Origin of the sequence: Streptomyces sp. NPDC085937 (genome assembly GCF_044540535.1) — a bacterium.
Taxonomy (GTDB): Bacteria; Actinomycetota; Actinomycetes; order Streptomycetales; family Streptomycetaceae; genus Streptomyces.
Window position 1 is genome coordinate 1 of record NZ_JBITSH010000013.1, and the last position, 15310, is coordinate 15310.

The 15310-nt window shown below is 73.4% G+C and carries 15 protein-coding genes and 1 riboswitch; of the genes, 7 read left to right on the top strand and 8 right to left on the bottom strand.

What is annotated here, in order from left to right:
* Window positions 1-151: 151 nt before the first annotated feature.
* Entirely contained in the window at window positions 152-1057 is a 906-nt protein-coding gene (locus tag ACIF8S_RS25085; RefSeq protein WP_400001885.1) for a peptidase inhibitor family I36 protein, read from the bottom strand.
* Between the two features lie 120 nt (window positions 1058-1177).
* Here ACIF8S_RS25085 and ACIF8S_RS25090 point away from each other — a divergent pair, with 120 nt between their 5' ends.
* From ACIF8S_RS25090 to ACIF8S_RS25100, 3 genes are all read left to right on the top strand, one after another.
* Entirely contained in the window at window positions 1178-2032 is an 855-nt protein-coding gene (locus ACIF8S_RS25090) for an SDR family oxidoreductase (protein WP_400001887.1), read from the top strand.
* A gap of 182 nt (window positions 2033-2214) precedes the next feature.
* A complete protein-coding gene (gene rarD, locus ACIF8S_RS25095) occupies window positions 2215-3249 on the top strand; it encodes an EamA family transporter RarD (RefSeq protein WP_400001889.1) in 1035 nt (344 codons plus the stop codon).
* A gap of 47 nt (window positions 3250-3296) precedes the next feature.
* Complete coding sequence (locus ACIF8S_RS25100; RefSeq protein ID WP_400001891.1) at window positions 3297-3770, top strand: VOC family protein; 474 nt, start codon at window positions 3297-3299, stop codon at window positions 3768-3770.
* Between the two features lie 22 nt (window positions 3771-3792).
* On the opposite strand, the gene ACIF8S_RS25105 is transcribed toward ACIF8S_RS25100, so the two are convergent.
* Complete coding sequence (locus ACIF8S_RS25105; RefSeq protein WP_400001892.1) at window positions 3793-5310, bottom strand: tetratricopeptide repeat protein; 1518 nt, start codon at window positions 5308-5310, stop codon at window positions 3793-3795.
* 159 nt (window positions 5311-5469) lie between these two features.
* Here ACIF8S_RS25105 and ACIF8S_RS25110 point away from each other — a divergent pair, with 159 nt between their 5' ends.
* From ACIF8S_RS25110 to ACIF8S_RS25120, 3 genes are all read left to right on the top strand, one after another.
* Entirely contained in the window at window positions 5470-5979 is a 510-nt protein-coding gene (locus ACIF8S_RS25110) for a DUF6668 family protein (RefSeq protein ID WP_400001893.1), read from the top strand.
* Window positions 5976-7130 carry an amidase gene (locus ACIF8S_RS25115; RefSeq protein WP_400001895.1) on the top strand — a complete coding sequence of 385 codons (1155 nt, stop codon included), beginning with the start codon at window positions 5976-5978 and terminating at the stop codon, window positions 7128-7130. The genes ACIF8S_RS25110 and ACIF8S_RS25115 overlap by 4 nt, the downstream gene beginning before the upstream one ends.
* Before the next feature lie 226 nt (window positions 7131-7356).
* Window positions 7357-7941, top strand: a complete 585-nt coding sequence (locus ACIF8S_RS25120) for a flavodoxin family protein (RefSeq protein ID WP_400002121.1) — start codon at window positions 7357-7359, stop codon at window positions 7939-7941.
* Window positions 7942-7954: 13 nt separating this feature from the next.
* On the opposite strand, the gene ACIF8S_RS25125 is transcribed toward ACIF8S_RS25120, so the two are convergent.
* From ACIF8S_RS25125 to ACIF8S_RS25145, 5 genes are all read right to left on the bottom strand, one after another.
* On the bottom strand, window positions 7955-8545 hold the full coding sequence (locus tag ACIF8S_RS25125; protein WP_400001897.1) for a hypothetical protein: 591 nt from the start codon (window positions 8543-8545) through the stop codon (window positions 7955-7957).
* Window positions 8546-8621: 76 nt separating this feature from the next.
* Window positions 8622-9488 carry an ABC transporter permease gene (locus tag ACIF8S_RS25130; protein WP_400001899.1) on the bottom strand — a complete coding sequence of 289 codons (867 nt, stop codon included), beginning with the start codon at window positions 9486-9488 and terminating at the stop codon, window positions 8622-8624.
* Complete coding sequence (locus tag ACIF8S_RS25135) at window positions 9475-10605, bottom strand: ABC transporter ATP-binding protein (protein ID WP_400001900.1); 1131 nt, start codon at window positions 10603-10605, stop codon at window positions 9475-9477. The genes ACIF8S_RS25130 and ACIF8S_RS25135 overlap by 14 nt, the downstream gene beginning before the upstream one ends.
* Before the next feature lie 42 nt (window positions 10606-10647).
* A complete protein-coding gene (locus ACIF8S_RS25140) occupies window positions 10648-11886 on the bottom strand; it encodes an outer membrane lipoprotein carrier protein LolA (RefSeq protein ID WP_400001902.1) in 1239 nt (412 codons plus the stop codon).
* Window positions 11887-12143: 257 nt separating this feature from the next.
* Window positions 12144-13154, bottom strand: coding sequence for a polyprenyl synthetase family protein (locus ACIF8S_RS25145; protein ID WP_215211918.1), 1011 nt, complete (start codon window positions 13152-13154; stop codon window positions 12144-12146).
* Window positions 13155-13679: 525 nt separating this feature from the next.
* Window positions 13680-13849: riboswitch (cyclic di-AMP (ydaO/yuaA leader) on the top strand.
* 5 nt (window positions 13850-13854) lie between these two features.
* On the opposite strand from ACIF8S_RS25145, the gene ACIF8S_RS25150 reads away from it, so the two are divergent.
* Window positions 13855-14331: a transglycosylase SLT domain-containing protein gene (locus tag ACIF8S_RS25150; protein ID WP_024883110.1), complete on the top strand. Its 477-nt coding sequence runs from the start codon at window positions 13855-13857 to the stop codon at window positions 14329-14331.
* On the opposite strand, the gene ACIF8S_RS25155 is transcribed toward ACIF8S_RS25150, so the two are convergent.
* Window positions 14295-15167 (bottom strand): HAD family hydrolase, encoded by an 873-nt coding sequence (locus ACIF8S_RS25155; protein ID WP_400001904.1) that lies wholly within the window; start codon window positions 15165-15167, stop codon window positions 14295-14297. The genes ACIF8S_RS25150 and ACIF8S_RS25155 overlap by 37 nt on opposite strands.
* Between the last annotated feature and the right edge of the window lie 143 nt (window positions 15168-15310).

Genomic DNA, 15310 nt, shown 5'->3' on the forward strand with positions numbered 1-15310 from the left:
TCTCCCCCCCCGCCCCCCCCCCCGCCAGGGGCCCCCCCCCCCCCCCCCCCCCCGCAACCCCCCGGGGGGCCGCCGGGGGCCCCCCCCCCCGGGGGGGGGCCCCCGGCCCCCCGGGGGGGGGCGGGGCCCCCCCCGCGTCAGCCGGGTGCGCTCAGCAGAAGTCGCTGAGGCCCCACCACTCGCTGTGGGTCCGCTGGGGTCCGTACAGGGTTCCGCCGGCCCGGCCGCGGTAGGTGATCAACTGGCCCGGATGGCCCTCGACGCCGTAGATCCTGTACTTCTCGTTGGTCACGGTGGCCAGGTCGGGTCGCCCGTCGCCGCTGAAGTCACCGACCGGGATCAGGTGCTCCATCGTCTTCCAGCCGCCGCTGCCGACGAGCCGGCGGGCGCCGAGCCGGGCGGTGGAGGTGCCCGGGTACAGCCACAGCTTGCCGGTGGCCTTCTCCCGGGCGACGACGTCCTCGCGGCCGTCGCCGCTGAAGTCGCCGTGCCGGGTCAGGGTGTCCATGGCGTTCCAGCCGCCCGCGCCGATGAGCCGCCCGGTGTCGTCGCCCGGGGTGAACCAGAGGCGCCCGACCATGTCACGGGTGATGACGTCGGCCCGGCGGTCGCCGTTCATGTCGCCGAAGCCGGCGGCCGTGGGGGACGGCTCGGAGTACCAGCCCGGGTAGGCGGGCCGGTCGCACTCACGCTCGGTGCGGACGAACCTGATGGAGCTGATCGTCGCTGTAGGGGAGCTGCTGTACTCGCCAGGCGTGTTCGGGTTTTGAGGGAAGTAGCCACCCCACGAGTCGTAGTTCAAGTCGTCGTACAGGCAGGCGATCAGGCTCGTGCGGTTGACATACGAACGGATCTTGTCGTCCCAGCTGCCCAGGCCCGCGACGTCCTTGTTCGTCTTCCACATCGAGCCCCTGGTGCTCTCGCCCGACCACCCGCAGAAGTAGCCGGACGGGCAGTCGTAGGAGCTCGCCGCCGCCGGGGCGGAAGTGCGTCCGCTCCTTGCACCCCCCGATGCGACGGCCCCCGGCTGACTGCCTGGGCCGAGCGGCGGCTGCACGCGCGAGCGTGATCGTAGAGCAACGCCGGCAGCCCCACGCGCCCCTGGGCGTACACTTTCCAAAAGTTAGCGCCTGCCGTACAGTTAGTGCCAAGCCACCCCCTGAGGAGTTGTCGCATCATGAGCATCGTCGTCACCGGAGCCAGCGGGAAGCTCGGCCGTCACGTCGTGGAGCAGCTGCTGGAGAAGGTCCCCGCGGAGCAGGTCACCGCCGTCGTCCGCAGCCCGGAGAAGGTGGCGGATCTCGCGGAGCGCGGGGTGCGGGTCGCGGTCGCCGACTACAACGCCCCGGAGACCTTCGACGGCCTCTTCGCGGCCGGCGACAAGGTCCTGCTGATCTCGGGCAACGAGTTCGACAAGGGCAGGGTGCGGCAGCACACGGGCGTCATCGACGCCGCCAAGGCGGCCGGTGTCGCGCTGCTCGCCTACACCAGCGCCCCCGGCACCCTGAAGGCCGCGCTCGCCGACGACCACCGCGGCACCGAGCGGGCGCTGCTCGACTCGGGCGTGCCGTACGTGCTGCTGCGCAACGGCTGGTACCACGAGAACTACACCGAGAACCTGGCCCCGGTGCTGGAACACGACGCGGTACTCGCGGCGGCCGGCGAGGGCCGGGTCTCCTCCGCCTCCCGGGCCGACTACGCGGCTGCCGCCGTCGCCGTGCTGACCGGCGAGGGTCACGAGAACACGACGTACGAGCTGGGCGGCGACGAGGCGTGGAGCTTCGCCGAGTACGCGGCCGAGCTGAGCCGGCAGACCGGCCGGGAGATCTCCTACAACCCGGTCACGACCGAGGCGCTCACCGGCATCCTGGCCGGTGCCGGGGTCCCCGAGCCGGTGGCGGCCGTCCTCGCGGGCGTCGACGCCTCGATCGCCGAGGGTGAGCTGGTGGTCGAGAGCGGCGACCTGTCCCGGCTGGCCGGCCGACCGACCACGCCGATCGGCGAGGCGATCGCCGTCGCGCTGAAGGGCTGATCCCCGGGCCGCGAGGGCTCGGGTCCGCGCGGGAGGCCGGCCACCCCCACAAGTCATGACCGTATGCCGGTACGGACATGACACGTGGGGGTGTCCGGCGTTACCGTCGTCCGGTGGGTCCGCGCGCGCGTCTGCGGGCCCCGGTCGTCTTGGGGACGCGTCGGACACAGAAGGAGGGGCCCGTGACCGGGAAGCCGGCCGCAGAGCGGCGCATAGGACTGCTGAACGGCTTCGCGGCGTACGGGATGTGGGGGCTCGTCCCCCTGTTCTGGCCCCTGCTGAAGCCCGCGGGAGCGGTGGAGATCCTGGCCCACCGGATGGTGTGGTCCCTGGTCTTCGTGGCCGCCGCGCTGCTGGCCGTCCGCCGCTGGGCGTGGATCGGCGAGCTGCTGCGGCAGCCGCGCAAGCTGGCGCTCGTCACGGTGGCCGCCGCGGTCATCACCGTGAACTGGGGCGTCTACATCTGGTCCGTGAACTCCGGGCACGTCGTCGAGGCGTCCCTCGGCTACTTCATCAACCCGCTGGTCACCATCGCGATGGGCGTCCTGTTGCTGAAGGAACGCCTGCGGCCCGCCCAGTGGGCCGCGGTCGGCGTCGGCGCCCTGGCGGTCGTCGTCCTCACCGTCGGCTACGGCCGGCCGCCGTGGATCTCGCTGTGCCTCGCCTTCTCCTTCGCCGTCTACGGACTGGTGAAGAAGAAGGTCAACCTGGGCGGCGTCGAGTCGCTGGCCGCCGAGACCGCGATCCAGTTCCTGCCCGCGCTGGGTTACCTGGTGTGGCTGAGCACCCAGGGTGACGCGACCTTCGCCGCCGAGGGCGCGGGACACGCGCTGCTGCTCGCCGCGACCGGCGTCGTCACCGCCATTCCCCTGGTCTGCTTCGGCGCCGCGGCGATCCGCGTCCCCCTGTCGACGCTGGGTCTGCTGCAGTACCTGGCCCCCGTCTTCCAGTTCGTGCTCGGCATCCTCTACTTCAAGGAGGCCATGCCGCCCGAGCGCTGGGCCGGGTTCGCCCTGGTGTGGCTGGCGCTCACCCTGCTCACCTGGGACGCGCTGCGCACCGCCCGCCGCGCCGCCCGTGCCCTCGCCGGGCGGACGGCCGCCGCGCGCGAGGCGGCCGCACGCGAGGCCACCGCCGAGCCGGGCGCCGGCGGGTCCGTGCCCGTCGCCGCGCCGCTCTCCGAGGCGGAGGCCAAGGCGCTGGAGACCAAGCCGTAGACGCGTGGCGAACCGGCTCTGTCAGTGCGGCGCCCTATAACGGGCGCATGACGCAGACACCCACTCCGGCCACGCCGGTGCACTGGAAGCTCGTTGTGGATGCGGCCGACCCGCACACCCAGGCCGGCTTCTGGGCCGCCGCCCTGCACTACGTGGTCGAGGACAACAGCGCGCTCATCGAGAAGCTGCTCGCGGCGGGGGCCGTGCCCGAGGCACTCACCGTCGAGTCGCACGGCCGCCGCGCCTGGCGTGACCTGACCGCCGTACGGCACCCCGACGACCCCTTCGAGGAGGAGAGCGGCACCGGGCGCGGACGGCGGCTGCTGTTCCAGCGGGTGCCCGAGAAGAAGACGGTCAAGAACCGCCTCCACATCGACCTGCACCCCGGTGGCGACCGCCGCGACGAGGAGCAGGCCCGGCTGGAGGGGCTCGGCGCCCGGGTGCTGCGGCGGGTGGACGAGCCCGGCGGGAGCTGGGTCGTGATGGCGGACCCGGAGGGGAACGAGTTCTGCCTGCACTAGCCGGCTCCCCGGTGCGGGCGGCTCAGTCCTTCCGGGCGCGGACGCCGGCGCGGGCGGTCAGACGGTCCATGCGGGCGCGGGCGGACTCCAGCTCGTCCGCCTCGTCGGCGGCGGGTCCGCCCTCGGCGGCGAGCTCGGTCCACAGCGCCGTCAGCTCGTGGCCCAGCTCCAGGCCGAGCAGCGGGTCGCGCACCCCGCGCCACGCGGTGGCGGCGCTGCGGACGTTGCCGTACGCGGCCTCCGCGTCGCCCGCGCGGCGGCAGACCACGGCGAGGTCCATGGAGAGCCGGAAGGCGCGCAGGGGCTCACCGGCCAGGTAGGCGATGTACGCGGTCAGCTCGCGCAGCCGCAGCACCTCCGGGTGCTCCGCACCGAGGGTCCGCGAGGCCTGCGCCACGGTCTCGTCGGCCAGGCCGGCCGCCGTGTCGATCCTGCCCGCCCGGACGGCCTCGTTGATCCGCTCCAGGGGTGCGGCGAGGGGGCTGCCCGCGGGGGCGGCGGGCTCGTCGCCGAGCACGGCCTCCGCGACGGCGTCGAAGCCGCGTGGCGGGGTGGGCCGGGCGTCCGGGTCGGCGTCGAGCACGAGGTCGGTGGGCGCGCCCCGGCCGAGAACCGGCGCCGGGGCCTCCTTGGCCGGCTGGGGCGCCGGCTCCATGGACGGCGGCGGTCCGAACGCGCCCGTCGGGGGCGCGACCGTGCCGGGCGGGGTGCCGGGGGGCACGGGCCCGGCCACCGTCCGCAGCCGGAACGTGGGCGGGGAGTCGAGGGGTTTCTCGGTCCGGGGGACCGGGCGCAGCGGGAAGGTGGGGGTGGCGTCCCGTAGAGGACCGGGGGCGGCCGGGGCGTCGGCCTCCGCGCCCGGGCGCAGAAGACGCGTCGGCGGATCGCCGGCCTGGGGCTGCGGCGCGGGTGAGGGGGAGGCCGGGCCCCGGGTGGAGGTGCGGGCGGGATCCGGGGCGGCGGCCCCCGTGAGGTCGGGGGCAGGACCCCGCGTCGGGTCCGGGGAAGCGAACCCGGAAGGGCCCGGGGCAGGCCCGGAAAGATCCGGGGCAGGCCCGGAAAGATCCGGGGCAGGCCCGGAAAGATCCGGGGCAGGCCCGGAAAGATCCGGGGCGGGCCCGGAAGGATCCGGGGCAGGCCCGGAAAGATCCGGGGTTTGGGGCCGGGCCCCGGTTATGTCGGGGGCGGGCTCCCCTCGCGTCGGCTGTGTCGTGCCGGCCCGGTGGCCGCCCTGGGCGGCGCGCAGCGCCGTCGGCCGGTCCGTGAAACGGCTGGAGCCGTCCGGGGCGACCAGGAGCGGGACGACGTACCCGATGCGCTCGTCGCGCACGGTGGCGATCACGGCGTGCCCCGAGGCAACGGCGATGCGGTGCAGGCGGTCCAGCACCGCCTGCTGGATCTCCTCGCCGGGTCCCGCGATCACCCGCACCCCGTCGACCGAGGCTCCCGGCTCGCCCGACCCGTCGGCCGGGACACGGACGTCGACCGGCACCGCGGCCTGCTGCTGTTCTCGCTTCTTCTCGCGGCTGAGTCGAGTCATCGTTCCCTCATTCGGGTCGTACACCTACCGTCGAGTCTGTCCGCTCGCCCGCGCTCTGCACGTCACCGCGTTGTCACAGGCTCGTCCCAACGGCAGAGGGCCCCACTTCCGTGCGGGCGGCGGGGCATGGACGATCGGGCCGGCGAGCAGGAGAGGGACATGCGGGAAGGCACGGGACAGGGACCGGAGATCTGGCTGCGGAGGCCGGTGGCGGCACCGGAGGCGGAGGGCCCGCCGGGGCCCGCGCATGCCCGGGCGACGGCCCGGAGCTTCTCCTGGATCGGTCTGCACGGCGGCGCGGGGGTCTCCACACTCGCCGCGGTCTACGGCGGTCACGACGGCGGACGTGCCTGGCCCGCGCCATCCGCCCCGCGGTCGGTGCTGCTCGTCGCCCGGACGCACGCGGCCGGGCTGGACGCGGTGCTGCCGGCCGTCGGCCTGTTCCGGCGCGGCGATGCGCCGGACGGGCTCGGCCTGGACGCCGTGGTCCTGGTGGCGGACGCGCCGGGACGGCTCCCGCGTCCCCTCGCGCAGAGGGTGCGGCGGATCGAGTCGGTGATCGACGTGTACCGGGTGCCGTGGGTGCCGGACTGGCGCCTCGGCGACCTGGGCGGCCGGCTGCCCCGTGAGACGGAGCCGCTGGCCCGTCTCACGGGCGCCGTGCGGTGAGCGGGGACGGCGCCCGGGAGATCGCGGCCGCCGTACGGGAAGGCTCACGCAGGGCCGTGGACGTGGTCGCGGAGGCGCTCGCGCGGATCGGGCGGGCCGACCCGGTGCTGTGCGCGTTCGTCGAGGTGTGGGACGAGGAGGCACCGCGGCGGGCGGAGGAGGTGGACGCGCGGGTCGCCGCCGGTGAGGACCTCCCGCTGGCCGGGGTGCCGGTCGCGGTCAAGGGGCGGCGGGGACTGCGGGCGGCGGGGCCGTTGCTCAGGGCCGGCGCGGTCGCCGTGGGCGCCACTTCGGTGCCGGGTCCGGGGACGCCCTGGCAGACCTGGGGGCTCGGGGCGGGCGGCCGTACCGTCAATCCGTGGCGGGGGGACCGTACGCCCGGTGGCTCCTCGGCGGGGGCGGCGGTGGCGGTGGCGGCCGGGCTGGTGCCGTTGGCGACGGGCTCGGACGGTGCGGGGTCGGTGCGCGTCCCGGCGGCGTGGTGCGGGGTGCTGGGCCTGAAGGTCACGGGCGGCCGGTTCCCCTCACCCGACCGTACGGGCCTGGCCGCTCCCCGGGTCCTCACCCGCACGGCGGGGGACGCGGAGGCGTGGTGGCGGCTGGTGTCGGGGCGGGCCGGACCGTCCGCCCCGCCGCCGTTCCCCGTCACCGCTGTCTGGTCCCCCGACCTGGGCTTCGCGTCGCCCGACGCCGAGCCCGTCGCCCTGGCCCGGCAGGCGGTCGGCCGGCTCGTCGACGCCGGGGTGGTACGCCTCGTACGGCCCCCGCGGGCCCCGCTGCTCCTCGACCCCGGACCGGCCTGGCTCGCCCTGCGCACCCCGGGCGCCGACCTCACCGACGCCCACCGGGTCCGGGCGGCCGACGACGAGCGTCTGCGCGCCCTCTTCACCCGCGCCGACCTGCTCCTCACCCCCACGGCGCCCACCGCGCCGCACGGCCACGACGGCCCCGGTGACGTGTACTCGACCGCGCTCACCTGGGCGTTCAACCTCAGCGGTCACCCCGCGCTGAGCGTCCCGGCCGGCTTCGGCACCGACGGCTGCCCTGCGGGACTCCACCTGGTGGCACCGCACGACCGGGAGGACCTGCTGCTCTCGGTGGCGGTGGAGGCGGAGAGGCGGGGGGCGGTCGAACCGCTGAGGACGCCGTAGCGGAGGCGGGGAGTCCGGGCCACGAGGGGCGTGACGCGCCTCGTGGCCCGGCAGAGGCGGGGAGTCCGGGCCACGAGGCGCGTGGCGGAGGAGCCGGCCCGGCAGCGGATGCCCGCCGCCTCGACCGCCCGGTTCCCGCCCCTTGGACAATTACTTGCATGTGCATAAGATGCAGAGGCTTGTTACTGGCGAACGCCGACTATGTGGGGGTTGACTGACGATGCCCGTGACCCGCCGTTTCCTGTTCGTCCTGGGCAGTGCCCGCCGGGACGGCAACTCCGCACTGCTCGCCCGCCGGGCCGCCGAACAGCTGCCCCCGGACGTGGAACAGCGGTGGATCGACCTCACCGCGCACCGACTGCCCGAGTTCGAGGACCTGCGTCACGACAGCGACCACGTCCGCCCGACCGGGGGCACCACCGCCCTGCTGCTGGACGCCACGCTCGCGGCGACGGACCTGGTGATCGTCTCCCCGCTGTACTGGTACTCGGTGTCGGCGCCTACCAAGCGCTATCTGGACCACTGGGCGGGCTGGCTGCGCACCCCCGGCCTCGGCTTCAAGGCCACGATGGCGGGCCGCACCCTCTGGGGCGTCACCGCGCTCGCGCACGAGGAGCCCGAGGTCGCCGACCCCCTGGTCGGCACGCTCAACAACTCGGCCGCGTACATGGGGATGCGGTTCGGCGGGGTGCTGCTCGGCAACGGCAGCAAGCCGGGGGACGTGCTCAGGGACACGCGGGCGCTGGCGCGGGCCAAGACGTTCTTCGCACAGGACGCCCCCCTCGCCCGCTTCCCGTACGAGGCCGGCTGACTCCGGCGCCGTCTCACCAGCCGAGCTGTTCCTCGCCCAGGACCTCGCTGCCGATGTGGGCGGCGAGTTCCTGGGCGAGGGGCAGGTCTCCCCACTTGGTCACATGGACGAAGACGGTGTGCTCCTCCGTCCAGTCGCCCCTCTGGGCCTCGTCACCGTGGAACAGGACCTGGATGCCGTCGTACTTCGAGGGCCAGTCCACATCCGCGTCCGAGTCGTCCGGCCAGCGGCCGTGCCACTCGACGTAGGCCATGCCGTCGCCCAGCGCGGCCAGGATCCCGGCCTCCACGCGCTCCCGCTCGACGTACTCGTAGAAGGTCAGCGGCAGGTGTTCCGCCAGTGCCGCGTCGTCCAGTGCCGTCACGTCGAGGTCGAACCGGAGGTAGTCACCGGTCGCCGGATCGGTCCGGTTCCCCGAGTAGTCGAAGGGCAGTCCGGGAGCGATCGCGGCGATCTCCCGCACCTCACGGACCGTGGCCGGTTCGGCGAACAGCCACACCTTGTCCTCGACGTTTTTCAGCAGCGCGCACAACCGCATGGCCTGCCGGAACGCCTCGCTCGCGTCGGTGGTCCGCAGGACGGGGTAGGCCCGTGAATTGCCCATGGGTCGAACCGTCACACAAACCGGCCCGCACGTGCCAGCGCTTTCCCTACACGGTGACGTCCTTCGCCGTGACGTCCTACGCCGTGACGTCCTTCGTCGTGAACCGCGCCCAGGCCGCCGAGCCGAAGACGGCGGCGTAGAGGGCTTGGAGGCCGAGGTTCTTGGTCAGGTCGTCCCAGTGGACCGGCTCGCGCATCAGGTCGGCGAAGGACAGCCAGTAGTGGGAGAAGAGGTAGGGGTGGAGGGCGTGCAGCTGGGGGATCTGGTCGACGATCTGCACGGTGATCAGCAGCCCGACGGTGGTCGCCATCGCCGCGATGCCGCTGTTGGTCAGCGTGGAGACGAACAGGCCGAGTGCCGCCAGACCGATCAGTGAGACGGCGACGACCAGGGCGATCAGGAGGGCGCGGAGCAGTCCCTCGGAGAAGCTGATCCGGGTGCCGGAGATGGTCGTGAGGTCACCCAGCGGGAACAGCAGCGCGCCGGTGATCAGCGCCGAGACGGCGACCACGAGGGTGGCCACCAGACAGAAGGCCATGACCGTCGCGTACTTGGTGAGCAGCAGGCGGCTACGGCCGGCGGGGGCCACCAGCAGGTAGCGCAGGGTGCCGGCGGACGCCTCGCCGGCGACGGCGTCGCCCGCGACCACCCCGACGGCCATGGGCAGGAAGAACGGCAGGGTGGCGGCGAGCGCGGTGAAGACCAGGAACAGTCCGTTGTTGGTGATCTGCGAGATGAACGCCGGTCCTCCGCCACCACCGCCCGCCGACGAGCCGTCCCCGGTCTCGATCCGCACGGCGATGCCGACCAGTACCGGCACGGCCGCCAGCACGCCCAGCAGGGCGAGGGTCCGCCAGCGCCGGAAGGTGGTGAGCAGTTCGCTGCGGAACAGCCCGAGGGTCCACAGCGGGTTCACCCTCCGTACCGCTTCAGCCCGCGACATCGAAGCCCTCCCCGGTCAGCGCCACGAACGCGTCCTCCAGCGAAGCCCGTTCGACCCCGAAGCCGCGCACCCGGACGCCTGCCGTCACCAGCGCCGCGTTCACCTCGGCGAGGTCACGCCCGGGCACCTCGCCGGTCACCCGCTCCCCGTCCACGACGACGTCACCCACCCCCTGCTCCTTCAGCACCCGGGTGGCGTCCGGCGCGTCCGGTGTGGTCACGACCAGCCGGGCGCGGGCACCCGCGGCCAGGTCGGCGACCGGGCCCTGGGTGATCAGCCGGCCCCGGGCCATCACCGCGACGTGCGTGCAGACCTGCTCGATCTCGTCGAGGAGGTGGGAGGAGAGAAAGACGGTCGTCCCGTCGGTGGCCAGCTCGCGGACGAGCGCGCGGATCTCCCGCATGCCCTGCGGGTCGAGGCCGTTGGTCGGTTCGTCCAGCACCAGCAGCCGGCGCGGTCGCAGCAGGGCGGCCGCGAGACCGAGGCGCTGCTTCATGCCGAGCGAGTACGCCCGCGCCTTCCTGCCGGCCGCGGCCGTGAGTCCCACCCGGTCCAGGGCGGCGGCCACCCGGGCCTTCCGGGTGCGCGGGTCGGCGGTGGGGTCGGCGGCGTCGAGGCGCAGGAGGTTGTCCCGGCCGGAGAGGAAGCCGTAGAGGGCGGGGCCCTCGATGAGGGCCCCGATGTGGGGCAGGACGGCGCGCGCGGAACGGGGCATGGGCCGCCCCAGCACGTGCGCCGTCCCGGAGGTCGGCTCGATCAGGCCCATCAGCATGCGGATGGTGGTGGTCTTGCCGGAGCCGTTGGGGCCGAGGAAGCCGAAGACGCTGCCCGCCGGGACGGTCAGGCGCAGGTCGTCGACGGCGAGCTGTCCGCCGCGGTAGCGCTTGGTCAGTCCGCGGGTGACGACGACGCCGTCACCCGCGGCCCACCCCTCGCCGGCCTGCTCCGTTCCGGACGCCCCGTCGCGCGTCGGCTCCGTGGCGGGTGTCCTGTCGCGCGTCGGCTCCGTTCCGGACGCCCCGTCGCGCGTCGGCTCCGTGGCGGGTGTCCTGTCGCGCGTCGGCTCCGTTCCGGACGCCCCGTCGCGCGTCGGCTCCGTGGCGGACGTCCCGTCCATCGGCTTCCCCGTTCCCCTCGCCGCGTCGCTGGGTGCGGGTACCTACTTCCCCGCGTCGGCCGCCTTCACCAGCGCGTCCTTGGTGACGGTACCCACGTAGACCTTGCCGTCCTCGGTGATCAGGGCGTTGACCAGGCGGGTGCCGAACACCGTGCCGGTGCCGAAGTCGCCCTTGACCTCCTCGCCGAGCGAGCCGAGGAAACCGCCGAGGTCGCCGCCCGCCTCCGCGGTGGGCAGGCCGGCCCCGCTGCCGGTGTCGAAGGTGGCGACGGTGTTCCAGCCCTCACCGAGCATCGTCAGCCCGTCGAAGCCCTTGGCCAGGTCCTCCTCGGCCTTCGGGGGCTTCGGGCCGCGCTCCGGCTTCCCGAAGTGGCCGCGCTCGCGCTCCTGTTCGTCGCCCTCGGTCACCTTGGCGCCCTTCGGCGGGGTGAAGTCGAACGTGGAGGCGTCCGGGCGGTCGAAGCTCACCTTGGTGAAGCCGACGTCCACGACGGCCGCGCCGCCGCTCGACGGGGTGAGCGTGAACTTCAGCGGCAGGCCCGTCTCGTGGTCCACCGCGATGCTGATGGCGGCGACCGTGGAGCCGGACCCCTTGGGTTCGACGACGAGCTTGTACGCGTCCCGGCCGGCCACCTGGGCGGTGCCGTCGACCTTCACGGACGTGGTGTCGTCGACCGCCTTCAGCGCCTCCTCCGCGAAGTCCCGCGGGGTGGCCGGGGGCCGCGCCTCGCCGCGCCCGCCGGGAGCGTCCGCGTCGTCCACGGTGGCGTGGTAGACCTCGTTGGAGCCGCTGTCGTAGCCCCAGACGTCCTTGCCGTCGTGGATGAGGCTGTACTCCGCCGCGTTCTCCAGCAGGGAGAGCTTCTGGCGGTCCGGGCCGTCGGCCGCGACCCGCAGGGTGTGCATGCCGGAGGCCAGCTCGGTGAGCCGGCCGGACGGGTCGGCGGAGGAGCCGCCCTCCTCCCCGGAGCCGACCGCGCCGGACAGCAGACCGCTCTCCAGCCCGCCGAGGTCCGGCAGTCCGAGGTCGGTGGTGATCTTCACGGTGCCGGACAGGTGCTCCACGTCCGACTGCGCGATCTTCTCGATGAGCTGGGCGGCGGTGATCTCCGGCAGATCCGGGTCACCGGAGTCGGCGAGCGCCGGGACGAGTCCGATCGTCGCGGCCGCCACGCCCATCACGGTGACAGGGACGACGTACCGGGCGGCCCTGCGCCGCAGCGTGCGCGGCTCCTCGGCCTCTCCCGCGGTCGTCTTGTCGTCGGATGCGTACGGTGCCATGTGTGCCCTCCGTCGTCGGCGGCGGCTTCCGTCTCGTGTCCTCACACCAGTCTCGGCCCGAGCCGCCATTCTCACCCGAACCGGTGAGAAGTGGTGTTGTCCGTCGTGTTCCATCTGACCAAACCCCGACGGCGGAATCGTCAGACCGCGGGCTCAACTGCGCGTACTGCTGCGGTATGACACGGGACGACGGTGCCTCACCCGCCCCGTAGGGGTCACCCGGGTGCGGAAGGCGTACGGGGCCGTACGGGCGCCGGTCAGCCGGCCCGGTGCACGACCGCGTCGCACAGCTCGACCAGCGCTGCCTTGGCGGGACCGTCGGGCAGCGGGGCGAGCGCGGCGCGCGCCTCCTCGGCGTAGCGCACGGTGTCCCGGCGGGCCTGCTCCAGGGCGGGGTGGGCGCGCAGCAGCCGCAGCGCCTCGGCGTGCCGGGCGTCGTCGGTGAGGTCGGAGTCGAGCAGCTCGCACAGGGCGACGTCCTCGGCCAGCCCCAGCCGGGCCGTCCGCTCGCGCAGCCGCAGCACGGGCAGGGTGGCGATGCCCTCGCGCAGGTCCGTGCCGGGGGTCTTGCCCGACTCGTGGGAGTCCGAGGCGATGTCCAGGACGTCGTCGGCGAGCTGGAAGGCGACGCCGAGCCGCTCGCCGTACTGGGTGAGGACGTCCACCACCGTCTCGTCGGCGCCGGACATCATCGCGCCGAACCGGCAGGAGACCGCCACCAGGGAGCCGGTCTTGCCGCCGAGCACGTCCAGGTAGTGGTCGACCGGGTCGCGTCCGTCCTGGGGGCCCGCGGTCTCCAGGATCTGTCCGGTGACCAGCCGCTCGAACGCCTCGGCCTGCACCCGCACGGCCTCCGGGCCGAGGTCGGCCAGGATGTGCGAGGCGCGGGCGAAGAGGAAGTCGCCGGTGAGTACGGCGACCGAGTTGCCCCAGCGGGCGTTGGCGCTCGCGACCCCGCGCCGCACCTCGGCCTCGTCCATCACGTCGTCGTGGTACAGCGTGGCCAGGTGGGTCAGCTCCACCACCACGGCCGACGGCACCACACCGGGGGCGTAGGGGTCGCCGAAGCGGGCGGCGAGCATCACGAGCAGCGGACGGAACCGCTTGCCTCCGGCCCGCACCAGATGCTGGGCGGCCTCCGTGATGAACGGCACCTCACTCTTGGTGGCCTCGAGCAGCCCTTCCTCGACAGCCGTCAATCCGGCCTGGACATCGGCTTCCAGAGCCTGGTCCCGCACGCTCAGCCCGAACGGCCCGACGACGGTCACGAGGGGTCTCCTGTCTGCTGGTGTCTGCTGGCGGTTACACGGTTTGTCGATAGGTCGCTGCCACCACTCGAGTCAGCGTATCCGGTCACCTTTCGATCACCGCCAGGGCCCGGGGTCACAAGCAGGGCGATAGGGGATCAGAAGCGGAGTGTTTTTGATCGGCTGATAGCAACGGACATTCCTCTGTTTCCCGGACACAGTGACCGGTGAACCATCCTGCCCGCCCTGACGTCCGATTTGCCGTCATTGCTGTGCGAATTCCTGTACGCCACAAATGCGCTCACGTCCCCCGTCCCGTGAGGTGAGTCACGCGTGAGCACGTCGGCCGGCCACGCGCCCACGGCGTCGTCATCCCGCCCCACGCAACGGAGTTGACGCTTGGCGATCGCAAAGGATCAAGCGCGCAAAACCACCCACCTCAAGATCAAACGGTGTCTTGCGTGAGCGTCGCACTTGTTCCCGACATGTGCTCTCGCATACGTTCCGGGCCTGCCGGGTGGACGCCTAGTCCTGCCGCCACCCGCATCACACCCGACGACGAACTCACGCACGGCAGGAGCGGGGGACCCAGGTAAGCCGCCGTACCGGACATCGCGCCGGGACGGCTCGGGGTGAAGCCATGCCCGCAGGGGCACGGCCGGGCACTCTCCTCGCCCGAACCCGACAGCTCACCTCGCAGGCGTAGGAGAGGAACCCAGACATGCCCGTCATCGCTTCGTCCCGCCGCCGCCTCGTCCGCTCCCTCGCCGTCGCCGGCACCGGGGTCGCCGTGGTCGCGCTGCCGCTGTTCGGCGCCACCGGCGCCTCCGCCGCGACCACGACCCAGGCCACGACCGCCGCCTCCACGACCGCGTACCCGGAGAACCTCGACGGCTGGATCCGCGAGGCGATGGACGTCATGGCGCAGAACGGCATCCCGGGCTCCTACGACTCCATCCACCGCAACATCATGCGGGAGTCGTCCGGCAACCCGGCCGCCATCAACCTGTGGGACTCCAACGCCGCCATGGGCACCCCGTCGAAGGGCCTGCTGCAGGTCATCGACCCGACCTTCCAGGCGTACCACGTGCCCGGCACGGCCTTCGACCCGTTCGACCCGGTCGCCAACATCGCCGCGGCCTGCAACTACGCCGCCGACCGCTACGGCTCGATCGACAACGTCTTCGGCGCGTACTGAGCCGACCGCTGACGGCCGACCCCGGCCGTCCGCCCGAACAGTCGCTCGAGGACGACGGCCACGCCGTCGTCCTCGTTCGACAGGGTGACCTCGTCGGCCACCGCCTTGAGCTCGGGGTGCGCGTTGGCCATGGCGACGCCGTGGCCCGCCCACCGGAACATGGGGACGTCGTTCGGCATGTCGCCGAAGGCGACCGTGTCCTCGGGACGCAGCCCCAGGTGCTCGGCGGCCAGCGCCAGACCGGTCGCCTTGGTGACCCCGCACGGCTGGAGCTCCACCGTCCCCGGCCCCGACATGGTCACCGTGGCCAGCGAGCCCACCACGGACCGGGCCGCCGCCGCCAACGCGTCGTCCGAGAGCCGCGGATGGCGCAGCAGCACCTTGCTGATCGGCCGCGCCCACAGGTCGTCGCGCCGCTCCACCGGAACCGACGGGAGCGTCGGATGCGGCATCCGGTAGCCCGGTTCGATCAGCGTCAGCCCGTCGACCCCGTCCTGGTCGACCGCGGCGTACACCTCACCCACCTCGGCCTCGATCTTGCCGAGCGCGGTCTCCGCCAGCTCCCGGTCCAGCCGGACCGACCACAGCATCCGGTCCGTCCCGGCGTCGTAGACCTGCGCCCCCTGTCCGCACACCGCGAGTCCGGTGCAGCCGAGGTCGCCGAGCAGCGACCGCACTCTGGGGGCCGGGCGGCCCGTCACCACGAGGTGCCGGACGCCGGCGCGCTCCGCCCGCGCGAGGGCGGCGAGGGCGCGGTCGGAAAGGGTGTCGTCACCGCGCAGCAGCGTCCCGTCCAGGTCGGTGGCGATGAGAGAACAATCGGTGGGTGCGGCCATGATCAGAGAATACGGACAAGAGGACCGTCCGATTCACCGCGCCCGTATGCCCTCGCTTCGGGTGCCGTTTCCCTTCTTTCGGCGCCCGATCGGGACCGGTTGAGAACCGTTTCCCCGATGGGTCGGAACACGGTGCGCCGCCT

Coding starts and splice junctions, on each gene's coding strand:
- ACIF8S_RS25090 (WP_400001887.1), top strand. CDS start 1,178: ATGAGCATCGTCGTCACCGGAGCCAGCGGGAAGCTCGGCCGTCACGTC.
- ACIF8S_RS25100 (WP_400001891.1), top strand. CDS start 3,297: ATGACGCAGACACCCACTCCGGCCACGCCGGTGCACTGGAAGCTCGTT.
- ACIF8S_RS25105 (WP_400001892.1), bottom strand. CDS start 5,310: ATGACTCGACTCAGCCGCGAGAAGAAGCGAGAACAGCAGCAGGCCGCG.
- ACIF8S_RS25110 (WP_400001893.1), top strand. CDS start 5,470: ATGCGGGAAGGCACGGGACAGGGACCGGAGATCTGGCTGCGGAGGCCG.
- ACIF8S_RS25125 (WP_400001897.1), bottom strand. CDS start 8,545: ATGGGCAATTCACGGGCCTACCCCGTCCTGCGGACCACCGACGCGAGC.
- ACIF8S_RS25130 (WP_400001899.1), bottom strand. CDS start 9,488: ATGTCGCGGGCTGAAGCGGTACGGAGGGTGAACCCGCTGTGGACCCTC.
- ACIF8S_RS25135 (WP_400001900.1), bottom strand. CDS start 10,605: ATGGACGGGACGTCCGCCACGGAGCCGACGCGCGACGGGGCGTCCGGA.
- ACIF8S_RS25140 (WP_400001902.1), bottom strand. CDS start 11,886: ATGGCACCGTACGCATCCGACGACAAGACGACCGCGGGAGAGGCCGAG.
- ACIF8S_RS25150 (WP_024883110.1), top strand. CDS start 13,855: ATGCCCGTCATCGCTTCGTCCCGCCGCCGCCTCGTCCGCTCCCTCGCC.
- ACIF8S_RS25155 (WP_400001904.1), bottom strand. CDS start 15,167: ATGGCCGCACCCACCGATTGTTCTCTCATCGCCACCGACCTGGACGGG.